The following is an 18,823-nucleotide window of genomic DNA, read 5'->3' as shown; positions in this document are numbered from 1 at the left end:
TCCCCGCGGCGCTCAGGAGGCTCGGCGTACCCGGTAGGCCAGGTGGGTGACGCCGTCGCCCTCGACGACGCTGAACGGTCCGTCCAGCTGAAGTGGGGCGATCTTCAGGTCGGCGAAGAGCGGGACGCCGGCACCGAGCAGGACCGGGACGAGGTCGACGTGCACCTCGTCGAGCAGGCCGGCCTCGACGACCTGGGCGGCGATGGTGCCCCCGTTGACACCGACCTCCTTGTCCCCGGCGATCGCCTTCGCCCGGGCGATCGCGCTCTCGATGCCGTCGCTGACGAAGACGAAGGAGTCGTTCTCGGCTGCCCAGCCCTCCGGCACGCTGTGGGTGACCACAACGACGGGCACGTCCAACGGATGCCGCCCACCCCACCCGCTGGTGATGTCGAAGAGCCGCCGGCCGACGACGAGCGCCCCGGTCCGCTCGGTGAGGGCCCGCAGGTGCCGGGCGCTCGTGGCGGAGGTCCGAAAGGTCAGCTCGGGGTCGGCCGTCGGCGTCTCGACGTCGCCGTTCTCGTACCACTGGAAGAGGTACTCGAAGCCACCGTGGGACGCGTCCGCGATGTAGCCGTCCAACGACATCGTCGCCCCGGTCGTCACCTTCGTCATCGATCCACTCCTCGGTCCGTGCCGTGTCGGCTCGTCGACGAGGCCGGCTGCTCCGGCCCTCAATCAAAGGTCGAAGCCGGCGCACCGTCCTCGACACGTCGGCCGAGCTTTCCCCCAGTGTCGACCGAGGCCGTCAGGGGCGCAGGGCGTTGAGCACGAGGTCCGCGTACCGGCGCCACACCGCCGGGTCGCGCTCGTCGAGCACGATGAGCTGCCGGACCGCTCCGCAGAGGATCACCCGGATGTCCTGCTCGCCGGCGTCCGGGCGGATCCTGCCGGACGCTCGGGCTGCCGCCACCAGCTGCCCGATCAGGGCCAGGATGCGCGCGGCGGGCACCAGCCTGCCCTCGAAGAACGCGTCGGCGAGGACCCGGTCGCGGGCGAGGCGTCCGAACAGGTCGGGCACGAAGGAACACCACTCCCGGTACGCGTCGGCGCCGTCGAGCGCCGTTCGGATGCGCTGCTCCAACTCCTGGAACTGCCGCTGGACGACCGCGACGATCAGGTCATCCTTGCTGGGGTAGCTGCGGTAGACCGTCGCGCGTCCCACTCCGGCCCGCTCAGCCACCTGCGGCACCGTCACCTGGAGGCCCTGCTCGGTGAAGAGCTCCCGGGCGGCGGTGATGACCCGCTCCTGGTTGCGACGGGCGTCCAGACGCCGATGGGGAGTCTCCGGGTCGCTCGGCGTCGGCGGGGTCATGGCCTCAGTCTGCCCGCTCGGTCTCGTCGGTCAGCAGCGGCTCGTCGCCGTACACGGTGGTGAGTTCGACGTTGAGCACCGTGGCCACCCGGCCGAACGACCAGTAGTAGCCGATCACCTGGAGCACCTCCACGATCTCGCGCTCGCTGAGGATGTGCCGCACCTGGTCGAAGAGGTCATCGGAAACGCGTGGTGACCGCACCACCTCGGCGGCGAACCGGATAAGCGTCCGGTCGTACGCCGGCAGGTCCGGGTTGTCGGTGTCCCGGCTGCTGATGATCTCGCGAGTACGCTGGTCGACGCCGGCCGCCTCGGACATCGGGCCGTGCTGGGCTGCCACGAACTCGCACCCCGCGTACTCGGCCACCGTCAGGATGACCAACTCCCGCGAGCGGGCGGGCAGCTCCAACGAGGTGAACTGCGCCCTCGCGAGCTGGATGAAGAGCTTCACGGTGCCGATCGAGTGGGTCATCATCTTGACCATCGGATCGGGCGGCAGGGCGGACAGGAAGTCGCGGACGTCGGCGGGAATCGCGTTCGGGTCGGGGTCGGTGAGGCGGGGCATGACTCTCTCCTGTTTCTGGTCGTCGAGGTGGGTCAGGCGGGCAGGTCGAAGCCCGTTTCGCTGAGGTGGCGGAACCGACCGTCCTCGGCGTACGACCCGAAGATGGCGATCTCCCGCTTGGCGGTCGACCCGTCGACCAGGGTGATCTCGAAGACGTGTCGTTCGGCGCAGCGGAGACCGTCGCGCAGCTCGTCGAGGACCCGCACGGTGCCGCTGACGATCTGACCCCGCACCTGGGTCACCATCTCGACGAATCCGGCCCGGTCGAGGGTCTCGCCGTCGCTGCGGTGGGTGTAGTCGGGGGCGTAGAACTCGTCGAGCGCCTCGGTCAGGTCGCGCGTCGGCTCGAAGACCACCGCGCGCAGGGCGTCGCTGATCAGTACCGGTTTCATGGGGCTCCTCCTGGGTCACTGTCGATCACATCCGGACTCGTGGGTCCGCTTAACGTCCACCGTACCGGACTCCCGAGTCCACTTCTGGTGAGTGTCGTCACGTACCCCAGGGAGCGGCTGTGCCCGCCACGGCGGGTGCGGGTCCGCCGCTCCGGTCGTAGCGTGGGCGCATGCGAACCACCACGCTGGGCAGCACCGGACCCGAGGTCGGCGTCATCGGCCTCGGCTGCATGGGCATGAGCCACGGCTACGACATCACCGGCCCTCGCGACGACGACACGTCGATCGCCGTCATCCGACAGGCACTGGACCTGGGCGCGACGCTGATCGACACGTCCGACGTGTACGGGCCGTACACCAATGAGGAGCTGGTCGGGCGAGCGCTGGCCGGCGGGCACCGGGAGCGGGCCGTACTGGCCACGAAGGTCGGCCTGGTGCCCACCTCCCCCACCGGCGGCCCCGGCAACTCACTGAAGATCGGCAACAACGGCCGCCCGGAGCACATCCGGTCGGCGATCGACGAGAGCCTGCGCCGGCTCGGCACCGACCACGTCGATCTCTACCAGCTGCACCGGGTCGACCCGGAGGTGCCCATCGAGGAGTCCTGGGGCGCGATGGCCGAGGTCGTGGCGGCGGGCAAGGCCCGGCAGCTCGGGTTGTCCGAGGTGACTGTCGCGCAGATCGCGCGGGCCCAGACGGTGCACCCGGTCGCGTCGGTGCAGTCCGAGCTGTCGCTGTGGACCCGCGACCCGTTGGCCGAGGTGTTGCCGTACTGCGGCGAGCAGGGCATCGCCTTTCTGCCGTTCTCCCCGCTCGGTCGCGGTTTCCTCGCCGGCCGGTTCACCTCGTTCGACGACCTGCCCGCCGAGGACTTCCGGCGTGGCCTGCCGCGCTTCCAGCAGGACGCGCTGCGCGCCAACCTCGCCATCGTCGCCCGGGTCCGGGAGATCGCCGACCGGGCCGGCGTCAGCCCCGCGCAGGTCGCCCTCGCGTGGGTGGTCGCCCGGGGGGACCAGGTCATCCCGATCCCCGGCACCAAGACCCCGAAGTACCTGGTGGACAACTGCGCTGCCGCCGACGTGCGGCTCAGCGCCGAGGATCTGGCGGACCTGGACGCACTGCCCGCACCCGAGGGTGGCCGCTACTAGGGCGGATGTCCTACCGCTCTGGCGGCCCGGCACCATGCGGCCGGGCCGCCACCGGCGGGCCGAACCGGACCCCGACACCTGGCGAGTAGAGCACGCTCACCGGTGGCCCGACCGGTGCCGGCAGCCCGGCGGCGGCGACCAACTCGTCATCGAGGTGCAGCACCTCGGCCCGGTGCAGTGGCCAGCTCGGATGCCAGTTCGGCAGGTGCAGCGTGCGCCCGTAGGCCCGGGTGTGCAGCCCCCAGCGGGCGGTGACGAAGTGTTCGAGCGGGGTCGGCTCAACGATCCGCTCCCCCACCCGCACGACCATCTGGCTCGACGCGCCCGCCGGCCCCGGCCACCGTCGCCGGCAGCGGTAGGTGCGTCGGTCGCCGTCGCGATCCAACCGCATCGACGACCAGAGGTACGGCAGGCGCAGCGTCGCCCGCGCCACCAGCACCGGCACCAGGCGGGACGCGTCGAGCGACCGGAACACGACCGCTCGTCGGCCGGCGTCGTCGACGGAGTAGAGCCGGACGTTGGTCTCTGCGAAGGTGCCGAAGTACGGCACCCCCGGGCCACGGCCGAAGCCCAGCCCGACCATCCGAAAGCCGATCAGGCCCACGTAGCTGACCCCGTCCACGATGTCCGGACGGGTGCCGGCGGGCAGCAACGGCGCGACGAGGGCCGGAGCGACGGCCCAGTGCAGGAAGGTGAGGTCCTCCCAGCGCTGCCGCAGGACCGCCCAGGGGAACGCCTGCCGGGGCGCGTGGTCGACCGGTTCGGGATGCACGCTCTCATCCTGGCCCAGGCGGCAGGCCGGCGTGGTCTCAGGCGTGCGGACCAACGCTGACGGTGCCGATGGTCAGCGACGCCTCACCCTCCAGGATCTCGCCGACCCGGTCGACCTCCTCCCCCAGTGCGCGCTGCCGGGCGGCGCCGAGCGTCCGCAGCGGCTCGACTGTGACGTGGATCGAGCGCCCGGATCGGCGTTGATGCCACACACCGGCGACCACGCCGTCCATCAGCAGCACCGGGTAGTTGCCGGCCTGGCCACCGTTGAGCGCCCGCTCGGCGGCAGCGCCGGGGTAGAGCCGTTCGCGGGGGTGGCAGCCGACCGCGTACGCGTCGAAGTACGGCAGCAGCCGCAACCCGGACGGCCCGTCGTCGGGGAAGACGGTGTCGTCGGCGGCCACCCAGGCCCGGGTGCCCTCGACTGCCACCTCGGTCAGATCGAGCGAGTCGAACAGCAACGTCGCCCAGGCCGGGGGCACGGCCATCCACCGGGCGAACTGCGCCGGAGTGGCCGGCCCGTACGCGTACAGGTAGCCGCGGACGAGGGCGGCCAGAGCGGCGGGACCGGGCATCGGCGCGAAGTCGGGCAGCCACCGGGTCGGGCTGGTGTACGTGCTCGCCCGGCCGCGATTCGGGCCGAAGCAGACCACCCCACCCCGGGTGGCGGCGGTCATCGCCGCGACCCACCGGGGCCATTTGTCCTGGAACGCCTCCATGACCAGGTCACCCGCCCACGGTCCGGTACGGGCGACGACCTCCTCGGTCAGCTCGGCGGTGGTCAGGTCGGCCTCGGCGACCGCGTCGGCGATGGCCGCGAGGACCTGCTCGGTCTGCCGGGGCGTCAGCAGGGACACATTCTGATCCCAGGACGGTGCCGGCAACGCGGTCAGCGCCCCGACCCACATCGGCAGGTCCGCCGCGGCGAGCAGGTGTACGGTCCCGCGTGGCCCACGGGTCTTGACCAGTGTGCGGTCCGTCCACAGTGCCCGTCGTACCAGGGCACGGGTCGCGCCCTGCACCCGCAGCCCGATGGACAGCTCGGCGGCCGACGCGATCTGGGCGTGCGCGCCGCACATCGCCGACACCACGTCGGCGACGCTTCCGGCGTCCGGTGCCGCGTCCGCCGCCGGCGCGCAGAGCCGGTGCCGCGCCAGTCGTCGGGCGGACACCTGCGCCCAGCTCAGCTCGATCATCGCAGGCCCTCGAAGAACGCGCGGATGTCCGCCGCGTGCGCCAGCGGTTCGTCCATCGCCACGAAGTGGCTGCCCGGGTTGCCCTCCGGCCAGTGGACGATCGTGTTGTCTCGCTCGGCGAGGCGGCGCATCAGCGCGGAGCCGCCGCCGTACACACCGGACGGCACCCGCCGCTGGCCCGTCGGCCAGGCGAAACCGCCATCGTCGGCGACGGTGAGTCGCTCGTACATGGGCCACGACGACGTTCCCGACGTGCCGGTGAACCAGTAGAGGCTCACATTGGTGAGCAGGTGGTCCCGCTCGATGGCCTGCTCCGGCGTCGGCACCGTCATGGTGAACTCCTTGAACTTCTGCATCATCCAGGCCAGCAGCCCGACCGGCGAGTCGTTCCAGGCGTACGAGAGGGTCTGCGGCGCTGCCCGCAGCAGCGCGTGATGGTCGACGCCACCGCCCATCCACTGCTGCATCTGCTCCCACTCGGCACGTTCCGCCGCGCTCATGTCCGGCACGTCGGCGGCGGTCGGGAAGCCGAACCCGCCGTCGATGTGCACGCCGACGACCTGCTCCGGCGCCACCGCTGCCACCCGTGGCGCGATGTACGCACCGAGGTCGCCGCCCTGGGTGCCGTAACGGTGGTAGCCGAGGCGGGCCATCAGCTCGACCCACATCCGGGCGAGTCGGTCGATGGTGAACCCGGCCGGCGGCGCCTGCGAGAAACCGTAGCCGGGCACCGACGGCACGACCACGTGGAACGCCTGCGCGGGATCCCCGCCGTGAGCGCGTGGGTCGGACAGCGGGCCAATCAGCTCGGTGAACTCGACCACGGAGTTCGGCCAGCCATGTGTCAGCAACAACGGCAGCGCGTCCGGCTCCGGCGAGCGGACGTGCAGCACATGCACCTCCAAGCCGTCGATCTCGGTGACGAGCTGGGGGAAGTCGTTCAGGCGCGCCTCGTGGGCCCGCCAGTCGTATCCATTCGCCCAGTACTCGGTCAGCTCGCGCAGGTACGTCACCGGCACCCCACGGCTCCAGCCGGTGCCGGGCAGCGAGCGGGGCCACCGGGCTCGGGAGAGCCGGTCACGCAGGTCGTCGAGGTCCGCCTGCGGAATGTCGATGCGAAAGGGCGTCATGCCGGGAACGCTACGGCTCATATAGGACAGCTTCTGGCACACATCGCTGGCATTCTGGAATCATGTCCGACACCCCCGCCCGACTGCTGGGCCTGCTGTCGCTGTTGCAGACGCCCCGCGAGTGGCCCGGCAGCGAGTTGGCCACCCGCCTCGGCGTCAGCCTGCGCACCATCCGCCGCGACGTGGAGCGATTGCGCGACCTCGGCTACCCGGTGCAGGCGACGATGGGCGCGATCGGCGGGTACCGCCTGGTCGCCGGCAAGGCGATGCCGCCGCTGCTGCTCGACGACGACGAGGCCGTGGCAATAGCTGTCGGTCTGCGCACCGCCGCCGGTCACGCGGTGGCCGGCATCGAGGAGGCCTCGGTACGGGCGCTGGCGAAGCTCGAACAGGTGCTGCCGTCCCGGCTGCGGCACCGCGTCAGCGCCCTGGGAGCGGCCACCGAACCGCTGCTCACCTGGGACCGACCGACTGTCGACCCGGACCACCTGAGCGCGCTGGCCGCCGCCGTCAACAATCGTGAGCAGCTGCGGTTCACCTACCGCAGTCGCGACGGCGTGGACACCCAACGGCTCGTCGAGCCGTACAAGCTGGTGTCGGCGGGTCGGCGCTGGTATCTGGTGGGCTACGACAACGACCGCGACGACTGGCGGATCTTCCGGCTCGACCGGATCACCGACCTGCGGCCCACCGGGATCCGGGTCACCGCCCGGCCACTGCCGGCCTCCGACGCCGCCTCGTTCATGACGGAGAAGCTGCTTGAGCTGACGCCCGTCTACCGGGCGGTGGTCACGCTGCACGCGCCGATCGAACGGATGGCGGGCCCGCTCGGCGGCACCGGCGTCGATCTGGAACCGATCGACGCGACCTCGTGCCGGTTACGCAGCGACGCCGACACCCTGGAGTGGCTGGCGTGGCGTCTGCTGACTCTCGGTTGCGACATGGAGGTGCACGAGCCTCCCGAGCTGCTCGCGCACCTGCGGCAGATCGGCTCGCGGGCGACCCGCGCCGCCAGCTCGCCCGCAGCGTAGGACGGCCGGCGGCCCGGGGCATCGGCACGCCGGTCCGCCGTACGCTTGATGGAGCACAAGCGTTCAGAACAGGTGTTTCGGGGAGGAACTGGGCGTGACGCAGAGCGACGGGGAGCTTGTCGTACTCGCGCAGGCGGGAGACGCGGCTGCGCTGGGGGCGCTGCTGGCCCGGCACGAGGCCGGGATGCGGGCCGTCGCGCTGAGCGTCCTCGGTTACGGGCCGGACGCCGAGGACGCGGTGCAGGACACGATGGTCGTCGCCCTGCGTCGCATCGGCGAGGTCCGCGACCCGAGCGCTGTCGGCCCCTGGTTGCGAGCCATCGTCCGCAACAACAGCAGGATGGCGTTGCGCGGGCCCAGAGCCCTCCCGGTCGCCGAACCCGAGTGGTTCACCCGCCCCGCCGACACACCCACCCCGGAGGAGGCGCTGGACCGGGCCGCGATGCGCGACTGGGTGTGGCACTCCATCGGGCAACTGTCCGAACCTGACCGGCTCGTCACCCTGCTGCGGTACTTCAGCGACGCGTCCTCGTACGAGCAGATCGCGGCCGTGTGTGGCGTGCCGGTCGGCACCGTCCGCAGCCGCCTCAGCCACGCCCGCCGGGCGCTCGCCGGCGGCCTGCGGACGGCGGCGGACGCCGCGCACACGGACGTCGCCGCCTCGAACGACTCGCGGTGGCGGGCGGGCCGCGACATGATCACCACGGCGATGGGCGGCGACTTCGAGCGGGTGGTCCGCGAGAGCTGGTGGCCGGACGCCGAGATGATCGTGCCTGGCGGCCCACGCGGTGGCCGTGACCTGGCGATCAACGGCATGGACCGCGACCTGGCCGCCGGGGTACGTCAGCGGCTGCGCAGCGTGGTGGGCAGCGGCGACGTGCTGATCTGGGAAACCGACCTGATCAGCCCACCCGACGACCCGGAACACTGCCCACCCGCGGCACTGTGGTTGCAGGTGCTGCGCGAGGGCCGCGTACGCCAACTCACCCTCTTCCACCCCCTCCCCGCGCTGGCCTGAAAACTTCCTCCGACCGAGCGAACTTTCCCCGCGACCCGCGCATCTGGTCTGCGTCATGCACCAGTTGCCGTGTCGGCGGACGCCGCGCGGGTCTCGGATCGGGAGATAGTTCATGGGTTTCACCAGCCACGACGTCAGCGCCCTCGCACCCGGTGCCCACACGTTCACAGTGGATGGCGTTCGGCAGGTCTACCACGTCGCCGGCACCGGTCCGGTCTGCGTGGCGCACTCCGGCGGCCCGGGCATCGAATGGGCGTACCTGCGGACGCCCAGCCTTGAGACGCACTTCACGATGGTCTACGTCGAGCCGGTGGGCACTGGCGCGTCGGGGCAGCTCGACAACGCCGACGATTACCGTCTCGACACGTATGTCCGGTTCCTGCACGCCGTCGTCGAGCACCTCGGCGAAGACCGGGTGTACCTCCTCGGTCACTCGCACGGTGGCTTCGTCGTCCAGCGCTACGCGCTCGCCCACCCGGACCGGATCGCCGGCCTCGCCCTGTACGACACCTCACCCGTCACCGGCGCCGAGTTCTGGGGCGAGGCCATGGCCGGCCTCGCCGCCTACCCGCAGCGGCACCCGGACCGGCCGGAGGCGGCGGCGGTCCCGGCCGCCTTCGCGCAGATCGGCGGCGCGACGGACGACGAGTCGTTGGGGGCCGCACTGCGGGCCGCCCTGCCGGTGTACTTCGCGGACTTCTGGGACCGACAGGACGAGTTCGCCCCGTTTCAGGCGGCTGTCCGGATCTGGGCGACGCCGGCCGGCGCGCAGGACCCCACGCCCTTCGACGTGCGGGAAAACCTCGGTGAGATCACCGTGCCCGTCGTGGTGATCGTCGGGACGTACGACTTCATCTGTGGCCCCCGCTGGGCCGAGCAGTTGCATGCGGGGCTTCCGGACTCGCGACTGGTGACGCTGGAGCGAAGCGGACACTTCGCGCACATCGAGCAGCCGGTGGAGTTCACCGACGCCGTGGCGGAGCTGCTGAAGCGTTGACTCACAGCGGTGCCGCCCGTCCCGAGGTCCGTTCGTCACAGCGGGCAGACCTCGGGGTGCGGGTGCGTTGCACGGTCATAAGCTGATCGCTTTGCTGCACCGTGACGAAGAGGAGACCGCCGTGAGCCAGACCGAACGGATGGATTCCGTCGACGAGTGGAACGTGGCCGAGGACGACGGGGTCCTGGACGCCTCCGACACCCTCGACGACGACCGGGTCGGCGACCCCCTCGACACCGGCATCATCGCCGAGGACCACTGGACGGCGGCAAACCGGTTCGGCACCACGCCGGCCGAGGCGCGGGCTGGCGAGTCCCTGGAGCAACATCTCGCCCAGGAGGTGCCGGATGTGGACCCGTACGCCGAGGGTGGCGACGACGAGGACGAGCTGACCCGCCGGGGGTACGAGGCGGAGGCACGCGCTGGCCGTCTCGTCGCCTACGACGAGGGCGTTCGAGAAGACGACGAGGCCGAGTCGGTGGCGTGGGACGCCGGCATCGACGCGGGTGCCGCCAGCGCGGAGGAAGCGGCGATCCACCTGGTCGAGGACCCGGACGGGCCCGGCGACGGTCCGTTGCGCTGACGCCGTACCCGCCGCGCTCGGCACCGGAGTGGGGTGACGAGCGCGGCGGGGTCGGTCAGTGGATGACGACGGGCGTCCTGACCTGCTCGCCCTGCGGGTCGTCGAGCTGCGCCGGCTGACGTCGGCGCGGCAGGAACGCCGCCGGGATGATCGTGAGCACGACCAGCGCGAACGCGACCCAGAACGTGCTGGCGAACGAATTGGCGGCGAAGTCGAGCCCGCGCTCGATGAGCGACGGGTCCACCGGCATCTGCTGAAGCAGCTCCGGCCGCTGCTGGGAGGCGATGGCCAGCCCGGCCTCGGTGACCGGCTTGCCGCTCTCGTCCACCAGGCCGGGGATCGGCCGGGAACCGTTCAACTCGTTGGTGAGGATCACCGACATCACGGCGGCACCGACCGAGCCGCCGATCTGCTGGAGGATGTTGACCAGCGTCGAGCCGCGCGCCACGTCGTTGGCCGACAATGTCCGCAGTGCCGACGTCATGATCGGCATCATCGTGCCGCCCATGCCCAGACCCATCACGAACAGCGAACCGCCGAGCAGCCAGTACGAGGTCTGCGGGTCGACCTGGGTGAAGCCGAAGAACCCGACGACGATGAGCCCCAGCGCGAACGGGACGGTACGCCCGATCGGCACCCGGTCGGCCAACGTGCCGGCGATCGGCATGGTGATCATCGCGCCGATGCCCTGCGGGGCCATCAGCAGGCCGGCGGCCAGCGTCGATTCACCGCGCACCTGCAGGAAGTAGCTCGGGAACAGCAGGCCGGCGCCCATGAACGCGATGATGAACACGAACATCGTCACCGACGCGATGGTCAGACTGCGGTTGCGGAACAGCCGCAGGTCGAGCAGCGGGTGCCGGGGCTTGAACGAGTAGAGCACGAACGCCACCACCAGCGCGCCGCCGACCAGCATCGGGGCCCAGACCTTGGCCTCGGCGAAGGTGCCCGCCTCCGGCAGGGACGAGACGCCGTAGAGGAACAGCGCGAGACCCGGCGAGAGCATGAGCATGCCGACGAAGTCGAACGACTCGGACGGCTCGGGCGCGTCCTTCGGCAGCGCGAACTGCGCGTAGATAAGGGCGATCAGGCCGATCGGCAGGTTGATCAAGAAGATCCAGTGCCAGCTCGCGGTGTCGATCAGCCAACCACCGAGGATCGGGCCGCCGATCGGCCCCAGAAGCATCGGGATGCCGAGGACGGCCATCAACCGACCGATCCGGTGCGGACCGGCCGCCCGGGTCATGATGGTCATGCCCAACGGCATGAGCATGCCGCCACCGAGGCCCTGCAGGACCCGGTAACCGATCAGCTCGCCGATCGTGTCGGCCATGGCGCAGAGCCCCGACCCGATCGTGAACAGGGTCAGCGCCACCATGTAGAGCCGCTTGGTGCCGAACCGGTCCGCCGCCCACCCGCTGAGCGGGATCACGGTGGCGAGCGCAAGGGTGTAGGCGGTCATGGTCCAGGCGACGCGGGCGTAGGACGCGTCGAACTCACTCTGGAATTTGGGCAGCGCCACGCTGACCACCGTCACGTCGAGGATCGACATGATCGCGCCAAGGACGACGACGCCCGCCACCTTGAGCACCGCGGCGTCGAGTTTGTCCGATGTCGCGAGAGATTGCTGTGTCACTAACTCTCCTGAAGTCGATTGAGCCGGCCGACGGTGGGCGGTGGCGGCGATGCCGCGCCAACCGGGCGCGGGGCGCGACGTGCCAGGACGACGACGCGCGGAGGAAGACTAACCGCCCTCTGTGACGATTCGCCGCCGGATTTCGTGACGGACCGGCCGCGTATCCGATCGGCCGTCGGAACTGTGGCCGGACGTCGGGGTGGCAATCAGCCGGCACGGCCGCGAGATGGTGCCCCTGCGTAGCCGGCGATGCCGCCCTCTTCGCGTCGGTGGCCGCGCGGGATCGGGGCGGCGGGCGGCCCAGATGCTGAGGCGAGCTGACCGCCCCAGACGGCCCCGACCCACGCCTGTCGGTCGACATCGGGACCCGAACACCCGCCCCGCCCCGCACCGCCCCGCACCGCCCCGCACCGCACCGCCCCGAGATCGTGCTGGATCGTGGATGTAGTGGCCTCGATCGCCCCGCACACCACTACAACCAGGATTTAGTGCGATCTTGGGCGCGGGCGCAGGCGCGGGCGCAGGGCGCGGGCGGGAGTGCGATCTTGGGGTGGGGCGGAACACCGGGGCGGGGCCGGTCTGTTGCACTCGATGTGCCTGTCGATTCGCCGGCACCCACCGATCGGAGACACCCGTGGACCGCGCCCAACTCGCGAGCTTCCTGCGTACCCGCCGGGAGGCCCTGCAGCCCGAGGACGTGGGGTTGCCCCGGGGCCCTCGTCGGCGCACCGGAGGGCTGCGGCGTGAGGAAGTCGCCACGTTGAGCGGGATGTCCACCGACTACTACAGCCGGTTGGAGCAGCAGCGCGGGCCGCACCCCTCGGAGCAGATGCTCGCCGCCCTGGCCCGGGGCCTGCGGCTCTCCCTCGCCGAACGGGATCACCTGTTCCAGCTCGCCGGTCACGCCGTTCCGCGCCGGGCGGTGCGGGCCGACCACGTGAACCCGGGAATGATGCGCATCCTCGACCGGATGCACGACACCCCGGCCCAGGTGGTGAACCACCTCGGCGAGACCCTGGCGCAGACCGCGCCGGCCGTCGCCCTGCTCGGTGACGAGACCAGGTACACCGGTTTGGCGCGCAGCGCGCACCACCGCTGGTTCACCGACCCGACGGCACGGCAGCTGCACCCGGCGCAGGATCACCAGACACAGAGTCGCCTGCTCGTGGCGCACCTGCACGCGGCGTACACCCGTGACGGGCGCGGCTCACGGGCCGCCGCGCTCGTCGACGACCTGCTGGCCAGGAGCCCGGAGTTCGCGCAGCTCTGGCGGGAGCACCCGGTGCCCGCCGGCTACTGCCCGCCCAAGCACTTCGTGCACCCGGAGGTCGGGGCGTTGGAGCTGCACTGCCAGACGCTCGTGGATCCCGACCAGTCACAGACGCTGTTGGTCTTCACCGCCGTACCCGGGTCGCCGAGCGACGAGAAGCTGCGCCTGCTGGCCGTCATCGGCGGCCAGCTCGTCTGAACGCGATCAGCTCGGGCGGGGGTAGCGGGCTGGGCTGACCCCCAGGTAGCGCCGGAAGTGGCGGGTCAGGTGCGCCTGGTCGAAGAAACCGGCCGCGACGGCGGTCTCGACGGGCCGCTGCCCGGCGAGGAGCAGGCGACGGGCCAGCTCGACCCGACGGCCGGTCAGGTACGTGTGCGGTGGCACGCCGTGCGCCTGGGTGAACGCCCGGACCAGGTGGGTCGGGTGGGCGTGCAGCAGCTCCGCGGCCTCCCGAAGGGTGACGCCCTCGACGGTCCGGGCGTCCAGCAGCTCCCGTAGGCGCACCGCGAGGCCGTGTCCGGCCGGCTGGACACCGACCGGGCAGCGCTGGCGGAGTTGGTGGCGGAGCCGGTCCAGGATGAACGCGAGCCGGCTCTCGGCCTCGAACTCGTCGCCGGGTGCGGCGAGCACCTGGTGCAGGTGGTGGACCCGATCGCGCAGCCGCGGATCGGCCAGGTCCGGCTCGTCGACGGCCCGCCCGACCAGCTCGGCGTCGAGCACCGAGGTGTCGAGGTACAGGACCCGCTTGCGGAAGCCGTCGGGTGTGGCGGATCTGCCGTCGTGCGGCACGTACGGCGGGAGGAGGGTGACCGACGTGCGCAGCGCGCCGTGCCGGTGCCGGTCCAGGTCGAAGCGGACCGCGCCGTCGTCGACGATCAACAGCGTCCACACCTCGTGGATGTGCCGGGGGTAGGCGTGGTCGACGAAATGGGCGTGGAAGACCTCGGCGACCCCGGCTACCGCGGGTCGCCACGCGCTGACGTGCGAGCCCGCCGGGCGGGTGGCCACGCTAAGAACGTACAAGACCGGTAGGTGTTCGGGCGGGCAGGCTCGACGCCATGACCGAACCGATCCGCTTTCCCACCAAGATCGCCGTGCTGCTCCGCAACGACCTGGCGGGCTGGCAACGGCTGAACGTCACCGCCTTCCTGGTCAGCGGCATCGCGAGCACGCTGCCGGAGCTGGTCGGCGAGGAGTACCGCGACGCGGACGGCACCGGCTACCTGCCGATGTTCGGTCAGCCGGTGCTGGTCTTCGCCGGGGACCGGGCGACGTTGGTCGGCGCGCATTCGCGCGGCCTCGCTCGTGGCCTGCGGCTGGCGATCTTCACCTCCGAGATGTTCGCCACCGGCAACGACCGGGACAACCGGGCCGCCGTCCAGGCGGTCGGACGGGAGAAGCTCGACCTGGTGGGCCTGGCGTTGCACGCGCCGCGCAACGTGGCGGACAAGGTGCTCAAGGGGGCGTCCATGCACCCGTAATGGCATCCGGGGCGACGAAGACATTGATATCGGCCTGTATGACTGTAATGATTAACACACTTTACAGTTGTTTCGCCGCCCCGGAAGGACCCCCACATGGCGCGACGATCGGCCGGGCTCACGCCCCGCCACCCCCGCATCAGACTGATCTCCGCGCTCGCCGCGGCCCTGCTGGCCGTACCGACCGGTCTGGTCGTCGGCGCATCGCCCGCCACGGCGGCCGCGACGGGCACCATCACCGGGTACGGCGGCAAGTGCGTCGACGTGGCCGCCGCGAGCTCGGCCAACAACACCGCAGTCCAGCTCTTCACCTGCAACGGCTCCACCGCGCAACAGTGGACGGTCGGCGACGACGGCACGATCCGGGCGCTGGGCAAGTGCCTGGACATCGCCGCCGCCAGCACCGCCAACGGCGCCCGGGTGCAGATCTACGACTGCAACGGCACCGGGGCGCAGCAGTGGTCGCCCAACGCCGGGCAACTGGTCAACCCGACCTCGGGCAAGTGCCTCGACGCGACCGGCCAGAGTTCCGCCGATGGCACCCCACTGCAGATCTGGAGTTGCACCGGCACCGCCAACCAGACCTGGACGCTGCCCACCGGCGGCGGCACCACACCACCCCCGTCCGGTGGTTTCACGCACCCCGGCGTGCTGGTCAGCCGGGGTCAGCTCGACTTCGTCCGCGGCCGGGTGCAGGCCGCCGCGCAGCCGTGGGCGTCGGCCTACAGCCAGATGATGGGCAGCCGCTACGCCTCCCTGTCGCGCACCCCGGCGCCCCGTTCGGTGGTCGAGTGTGGTTCCTACTCCAACCCGAACAACGGCTGCACCGACGAGCGGGAGGACGCGATCGCCGCGTACACCGACGCGCTCGCCTGGTACGTCACCGGGGACGCCCGGTACGCGCAGAAGTCGATCCAGATCATGGATGCCTGGTCGGCGACGATCACCGCACACACCGGCAGCAACGGCCCCCTGCAGACCGGCTGGGCCGCCTCGGTCTGGCCCCGGGCGGCCGAGATCATCAAGTACACGTACACGAGTTGGCCCAACGCCAACCGCTTCGCCACCATGCTGCGCAACGTCTACCTGCCGGTGGTGCGCAACGGCTCGAACAGCAACGGCAACTGGGAACTGACCATGATGGAGGCCGCAGTCGGCATCGCCGTCTTCCTGGACGACCGGAGCGCCTACGACGCGGCGGTCACCCGTTTCCTCAACCGCACCCGGGCCTTCATCTACCTGCCCAGCGACGGCGCGTTGCCGTACACGATGCCCGGCAGCGGCCTGGACACCAGCGCGGAGATCATCGGCTACTGGCAGGGCCAGTCCACCTTCGTCGCCGGCCTCGCCCAGGAGACCTGCCGCGACTTCGTCCACACCGGGTACGGCATCTCCGCCATCTCGCACGTCGCGGAGACCTCCCGGATCCAGGGACGGGACCTGTACCCGCAGGTCGGTGAGCGGCTGCGCCAGGCGCTGGGCTTCCACTCGCGCTACCAGCTCGGCGAGGCGCCACCCTCCTGGCTCTGCGGTGGCAGCCTCACCCGGGGCCTCGGGCCGATCACCGAGGTCGGCTTCAACGCGATGAGCACCCGGTTGGGCAACGTCATGACCAACACCCAGACCCTCACGCTCCAACAACGTCCGGCCGGGACGAACAACCTCTTCGTCGCCTGGGAGACGCTGACCCACGCCAACAACCCCAACTGACCAGGCCGTCGTCGGGTGGCGCCGAAGGCTCGGCGCCACCCCACGACGGTGCTCAGTTCTCGGCCCCCAGCGCCTCCACCGGGCTGACCCGCGACGCCCGACGGGCCGGCAGCACCCCGGCCAGCGCGGTCAGCCCGACCAGCACCACGAAGAGCCCGGCCAGCGGCAGCAGCGGCGCGGTCAGCGGCGCCTCGATCCCGAGGGTCTGGACGGCCAACCAGGCGTACGGAATGCCGAGCACCAGGCCGATGGTCGCGCCGATCACCCCGTACAGGCCCGACTCGACGGTCAGCATGGTGCGCAGACCGGTCCGGGACAGCCCGATCGCCCTGAGCAGACCGGACTCGCGAACCCGCTCCACCACCGACAGCGCGGTCGTGGAGCCCACGCCGACCACAGCGATCAGCACGGTCAGGCTGACCAGACCGACCGCGATCCAGACCAGGGTGCGCACCAACGCGTCGTTGCGGTCCCGTTCGTCGGCGAGCACCGCGAGGCCCACCCCGTCACTGCCGCCGATCGCCTGCCGCAGCGCCCGCACCCCGGCGGTGCGACCGTCCTCGCCGGCCCCGGCCGCGTCGGCCAGCAGACCGGTGTACGCGGCCGGCACACCGAGCCGGTCCAGGTCCGCCGGATCGGCGAGGATGCCCGCGTGCAGCGGCCCGTCACCGGGCAGGACCGCTGCCACCCGCACGTCGACCCGGCCGGTGGCGACGGCGAGCGTGACCGTGTCGCCGGCCCGCAGACCCGCGTCCCGCGCGACCCAGCTGTTGACCACGATCCGGCCGGGGCCACGATCGGTCAGGGTGCCCTGGGCCACGTCCAGGGCCTTGGTGCTCGGCAACGCGGCCAGGTCCAGGTCGCTGGTCGGATAACCGGCCTCGACGTCGCCGAGCTTGTCCGCGCCGCGCAGCAGCCGGGCGTCGTCGACCCTCCGGTACGGCACCACCCGGGCCAGCGCACCGCGCGCCGCCTCGGCCCGGGTCACCACGGCCGGCGGCAGGGTCCCACCGTTGGTCGTGACCTCGAAGTCGGTCGGAGCCGACAGCGCCATCTCGCGGTCGGCGAGGATCTGCAACGACGCGCCGCCGATGACCACCCCGGAGATCAGGGTCACGCCGAGGGCGACCACGACGGAGACCGCAGCGGCGCGGCGTGGGGCACCGCCGATCCCGCCGACCGACATCCGCCCGATCGGCCCGAGCTGGCGCAGCGGCCAACCCACCACGGCCAGCACCGGGCGCACCAGCAGCGGGCCGAGGGCCACCAGCGCGAAGAACGCCAACGTGCCGGACCCGATCAGCAGGAGCAGTGGCATCGACGCGTCGTAGTTCGACTGCTCCGGCTTCGGCAACCGGCTGATCGTCCCGACCGCCGCCAGGATCGCGCCGACGGCCAGGAGCAGCCCGAAGGCCAGACGCAGCACGCCGATGCCGCGGCGGCCGGCGGTGGTGCTCGCCGACCGTAGGGCCTCCAGCGGGGAGACCCGGGCGGCGGAGAGCGCCGGCGCCAGCACGGCCAGCACGGTGATCACGACAGCGCCGATCACGACCGTGACCGCCGCCGCCAGCGGCAGGCCCGGCGTGGAGACCTGGTGGCCAGCGGCGCGCAGGACCGGCGGCAGCGCGTACCCGAGGGTGAGGGCGCTGGCGACCCCGACGACGCCGGCGACCAGCCCGGTCAGGGCGCCCTCGGCGGTGAGGGCCCCCACCAGGGTGGCACGACTCGCGCCGACCGCCCGCAGCAGCGCGAGCTGCCGCATCCGCTGGGCGAAGACGATGCGGAAGGTCGAGGTGACCACCAGCGCGGCGGCGGCGACCGCGATGGAGACGAACATGCCGACCAGGATGAAGAGTTTCCCGACCTGCTCGGCCACCGCGTTGGCCTCGGCGTCGCGTACCTCGACACCGGAGCGGATCGGCTGGGCGGCGACCACGGCGGTCACCCGTTGGCGGACCGCGTCGGCTTCGGTGCCGGGCGTCACCCGCACGTCCACGCGATCCACGGCCGTCAGTCGCGCCCAGCCGATCACGGCGCTCTCCGGGGCGTACGCGTCGTAGCCGGCGTCGGCGGTGGTCTCCACCATGGCGGTCACGGTGAGCGGAGCGGGCGCGCTGAGTTCGCCGCCGGTACCGCTGGTGGTGGTGCCGACCGACAGCCCGAGCCGCTCGGCGGTGCGCGGGGTGATCGCGATCTGGCCCGGGGCGTCGGGGTACCTGCCCTCGACGACCCGGACCGTGCTCAGCAGGCCGGCGCCCGGATCGGACTGCAGGTTGAGGTATCCCTCGCCGATGGAGACCCCGGTCGAGACCCGGGCGACCGCCTCGGCAACCCCGGGCACGGCCCGGATCTGCTGCACGTCGCGCACTGTGGGTGGCGGCACGTCGACGCTGCCGATCACCAGGTCGGTGACGGCCGGGGTGCCGCTGAGGTTGTCCCGCACGGTCCGTTCGGTGATCTGTTGCACCAGCACGGTGCCGAAGACGACGAACGACGCGACCAGGATCGCCAGGCCGGTCAGGATCAGCCGGCCGGGCCGCCGGGCGGCGGCGGTCGTCTGGGTACGCAGCACTGCCGCCC

General features: G+C 71.6%; 18 protein-coding genes. 8 read left to right on the top strand and 10 right to left on the bottom strand.

Features of this window, described 5'->3' with window-relative positions:
• Nucleotides 1-12 precede the first annotated feature (12 nt).
• From ABZU43_RS12530 to ABZU43_RS12515, 4 genes are all read right to left on the bottom strand, one after another.
• Nucleotides 13-615, bottom strand: coding sequence for a dihydrofolate reductase family protein (locus ABZU43_RS12530; protein WP_145780914.1), 603 nt, complete (start codon nucleotides 613-615; stop codon nucleotides 13-15).
• A 133-nt stretch (nucleotides 616-748) separates the two neighbouring features.
• Nucleotides 749-1,315 carry a helix-turn-helix domain-containing protein gene (locus ABZU43_RS12525; protein WP_355006627.1) on the bottom strand — a complete coding sequence of 189 codons (567 nt, stop codon included), beginning with the start codon at nucleotides 1,313-1,315 and terminating at the stop codon, nucleotides 749-751.
• Between the two features lie 4 nt (nucleotides 1,316-1,319).
• On the bottom strand, nucleotides 1,320-1,880 hold the full coding sequence (locus tag ABZU43_RS12520) for a hypothetical protein (protein WP_355006626.1): 561 nt from the start codon (nucleotides 1,878-1,880) through the stop codon (nucleotides 1,320-1,322).
• Nucleotides 1,881-1,912: 32 nt separating this feature from the next.
• Complete coding sequence (locus ABZU43_RS12515; RefSeq protein ID WP_355006625.1) at nucleotides 1,913-2,272, bottom strand: hypothetical protein; 360 nt, start codon at nucleotides 2,270-2,272, stop codon at nucleotides 1,913-1,915.
• 170 nt (nucleotides 2,273-2,442) lie between these two features.
• Here ABZU43_RS12515 and ABZU43_RS12510 point away from each other — a divergent pair, with 170 nt between their 5' ends.
• Nucleotides 2,443-3,420: an aldo/keto reductase gene (locus ABZU43_RS12510; protein WP_355006624.1), complete on the top strand. Its 978-nt coding sequence runs from the start codon at nucleotides 2,443-2,445 to the stop codon at nucleotides 3,418-3,420.
• Nucleotides 3,421-3,430: 10 nt separating this feature from the next.
• On the opposite strand, the gene ABZU43_RS12505 is transcribed toward ABZU43_RS12510, so the two are convergent.
• From ABZU43_RS12505 to ABZU43_RS12495, 3 genes are read right to left on the bottom strand one after another with little or no spacing between them, the layout of a single operon-like run.
• Nucleotides 3,431-4,192, bottom strand: coding sequence for a DUF2071 domain-containing protein (locus ABZU43_RS12505; RefSeq protein WP_355006623.1), 762 nt, complete (start codon nucleotides 4,190-4,192; stop codon nucleotides 3,431-3,433).
• A gap of 37 nt (nucleotides 4,193-4,229) precedes the next feature.
• Nucleotides 4,230-5,387 carry a winged helix DNA-binding domain-containing protein gene (locus tag ABZU43_RS12500; protein WP_355006622.1) on the bottom strand — a complete coding sequence of 386 codons (1,158 nt, stop codon included), beginning with the start codon at nucleotides 5,385-5,387 and terminating at the stop codon, nucleotides 4,230-4,232.
• Nucleotides 5,384-6,517, bottom strand: a complete 1,134-nt coding sequence (locus tag ABZU43_RS12495; protein WP_355006621.1) for an epoxide hydrolase — start codon at nucleotides 6,515-6,517, stop codon at nucleotides 5,384-5,386. The genes ABZU43_RS12500 and ABZU43_RS12495 overlap by 4 nt, the downstream gene beginning before the upstream one ends.
• 62 nt (nucleotides 6,518-6,579) lie before the next feature.
• On the opposite strand from ABZU43_RS12495, the gene ABZU43_RS12490 reads away from it, so the two are divergent.
• The 4 genes from ABZU43_RS12490 to ABZU43_RS12475 all read left to right on the top strand — a co-directional run bounded on the left by ABZU43_RS12490 (nucleotide 6,580) and on the right by ABZU43_RS12475 (nucleotide 10,146).
• Nucleotides 6,580-7,548, top strand: coding sequence for a YafY family protein (locus tag ABZU43_RS12490; RefSeq protein WP_355006620.1), 969 nt, complete (start codon nucleotides 6,580-6,582; stop codon nucleotides 7,546-7,548).
• A gap of 94 nt (nucleotides 7,549-7,642) precedes the next feature.
• Nucleotides 7,643-8,566, top strand: coding sequence for a sigma-70 family RNA polymerase sigma factor (locus ABZU43_RS12485; protein ID WP_355006619.1), 924 nt, complete (start codon nucleotides 7,643-7,645; stop codon nucleotides 8,564-8,566).
• A 112-nt stretch (nucleotides 8,567-8,678) separates the two neighbouring features.
• Complete coding sequence (locus ABZU43_RS12480) at nucleotides 8,679-9,563, top strand: alpha/beta hydrolase (protein WP_355006618.1); 885 nt, start codon at nucleotides 8,679-8,681, stop codon at nucleotides 9,561-9,563.
• A gap of 121 nt (nucleotides 9,564-9,684) precedes the next feature.
• On the top strand, nucleotides 9,685-10,146 hold the full coding sequence (locus tag ABZU43_RS12475; RefSeq protein WP_355006617.1) for a DUF5709 domain-containing protein: 462 nt from the start codon (nucleotides 9,685-9,687) through the stop codon (nucleotides 10,144-10,146).
• A 55-nt stretch (nucleotides 10,147-10,201) separates the two neighbouring features.
• Here ABZU43_RS12475 and ABZU43_RS12470 read toward each other — a convergent pair whose 3' ends face one another.
• Nucleotides 10,202-11,782, bottom strand: coding sequence for a DHA2 family efflux MFS transporter permease subunit (locus ABZU43_RS12470; protein ID WP_355006616.1), 1,581 nt, complete (start codon nucleotides 11,780-11,782; stop codon nucleotides 10,202-10,204).
• Nucleotides 11,783-12,416: 634 nt separating this feature from the next.
• Between ABZU43_RS12470 and ABZU43_RS12465 the strand changes: the two genes are divergently transcribed.
• Entirely contained in the window at nucleotides 12,417-13,250 is an 834-nt protein-coding gene (locus ABZU43_RS12465; RefSeq protein WP_355006615.1) for a helix-turn-helix transcriptional regulator, read from the top strand.
• A 6-nt stretch (nucleotides 13,251-13,256) separates the two neighbouring features.
• On the opposite strand, the gene ABZU43_RS12460 is transcribed toward ABZU43_RS12465, so the two are convergent.
• Nucleotides 13,257-14,060 (bottom strand): AraC family transcriptional regulator, encoded by an 804-nt coding sequence (locus ABZU43_RS12460; RefSeq protein WP_355006614.1) that lies wholly within the window; start codon nucleotides 14,058-14,060, stop codon nucleotides 13,257-13,259.
• Between the two features lie 50 nt (nucleotides 14,061-14,110).
• Between ABZU43_RS12460 and ABZU43_RS12455 the strand changes: the two genes are divergently transcribed.
• On the top strand, nucleotides 14,111-14,533 hold the full coding sequence (locus ABZU43_RS12455) for a DUF2000 domain-containing protein (protein WP_355006613.1): 423 nt from the start codon (nucleotides 14,111-14,113) through the stop codon (nucleotides 14,531-14,533).
• Between the two features lie 96 nt (nucleotides 14,534-14,629).
• Nucleotides 14,630-16,243: a ricin-type beta-trefoil lectin domain protein gene (locus ABZU43_RS12450; RefSeq protein WP_355006612.1), complete on the top strand. Its 1,614-nt coding sequence runs from the start codon at nucleotides 14,630-14,632 to the stop codon at nucleotides 16,241-16,243.
• 52 nt (nucleotides 16,244-16,295) lie between these two features.
• On the opposite strand, the gene ABZU43_RS12445 is transcribed toward ABZU43_RS12450, so the two are convergent.
• Entirely contained in the window at nucleotides 16,296-18,815 is a 2,520-nt protein-coding gene (locus ABZU43_RS12445; RefSeq protein WP_355006611.1) for an ABC transporter permease, read from the bottom strand.
• Nucleotides 18,816-18,823: the final 8 nt, after the last annotated feature.

This window comes from Micromonospora sp. NPDC005205 (assembly GCF_040608275.1).
Lineage (GTDB): Bacteria > Actinomycetota > Actinomycetes > Mycobacteriales > Micromonosporaceae > Micromonospora.
Note: the sequence above shows the minus strand (reverse complement) of the source record. Positions and strands in the feature narration are given on the sequence as shown.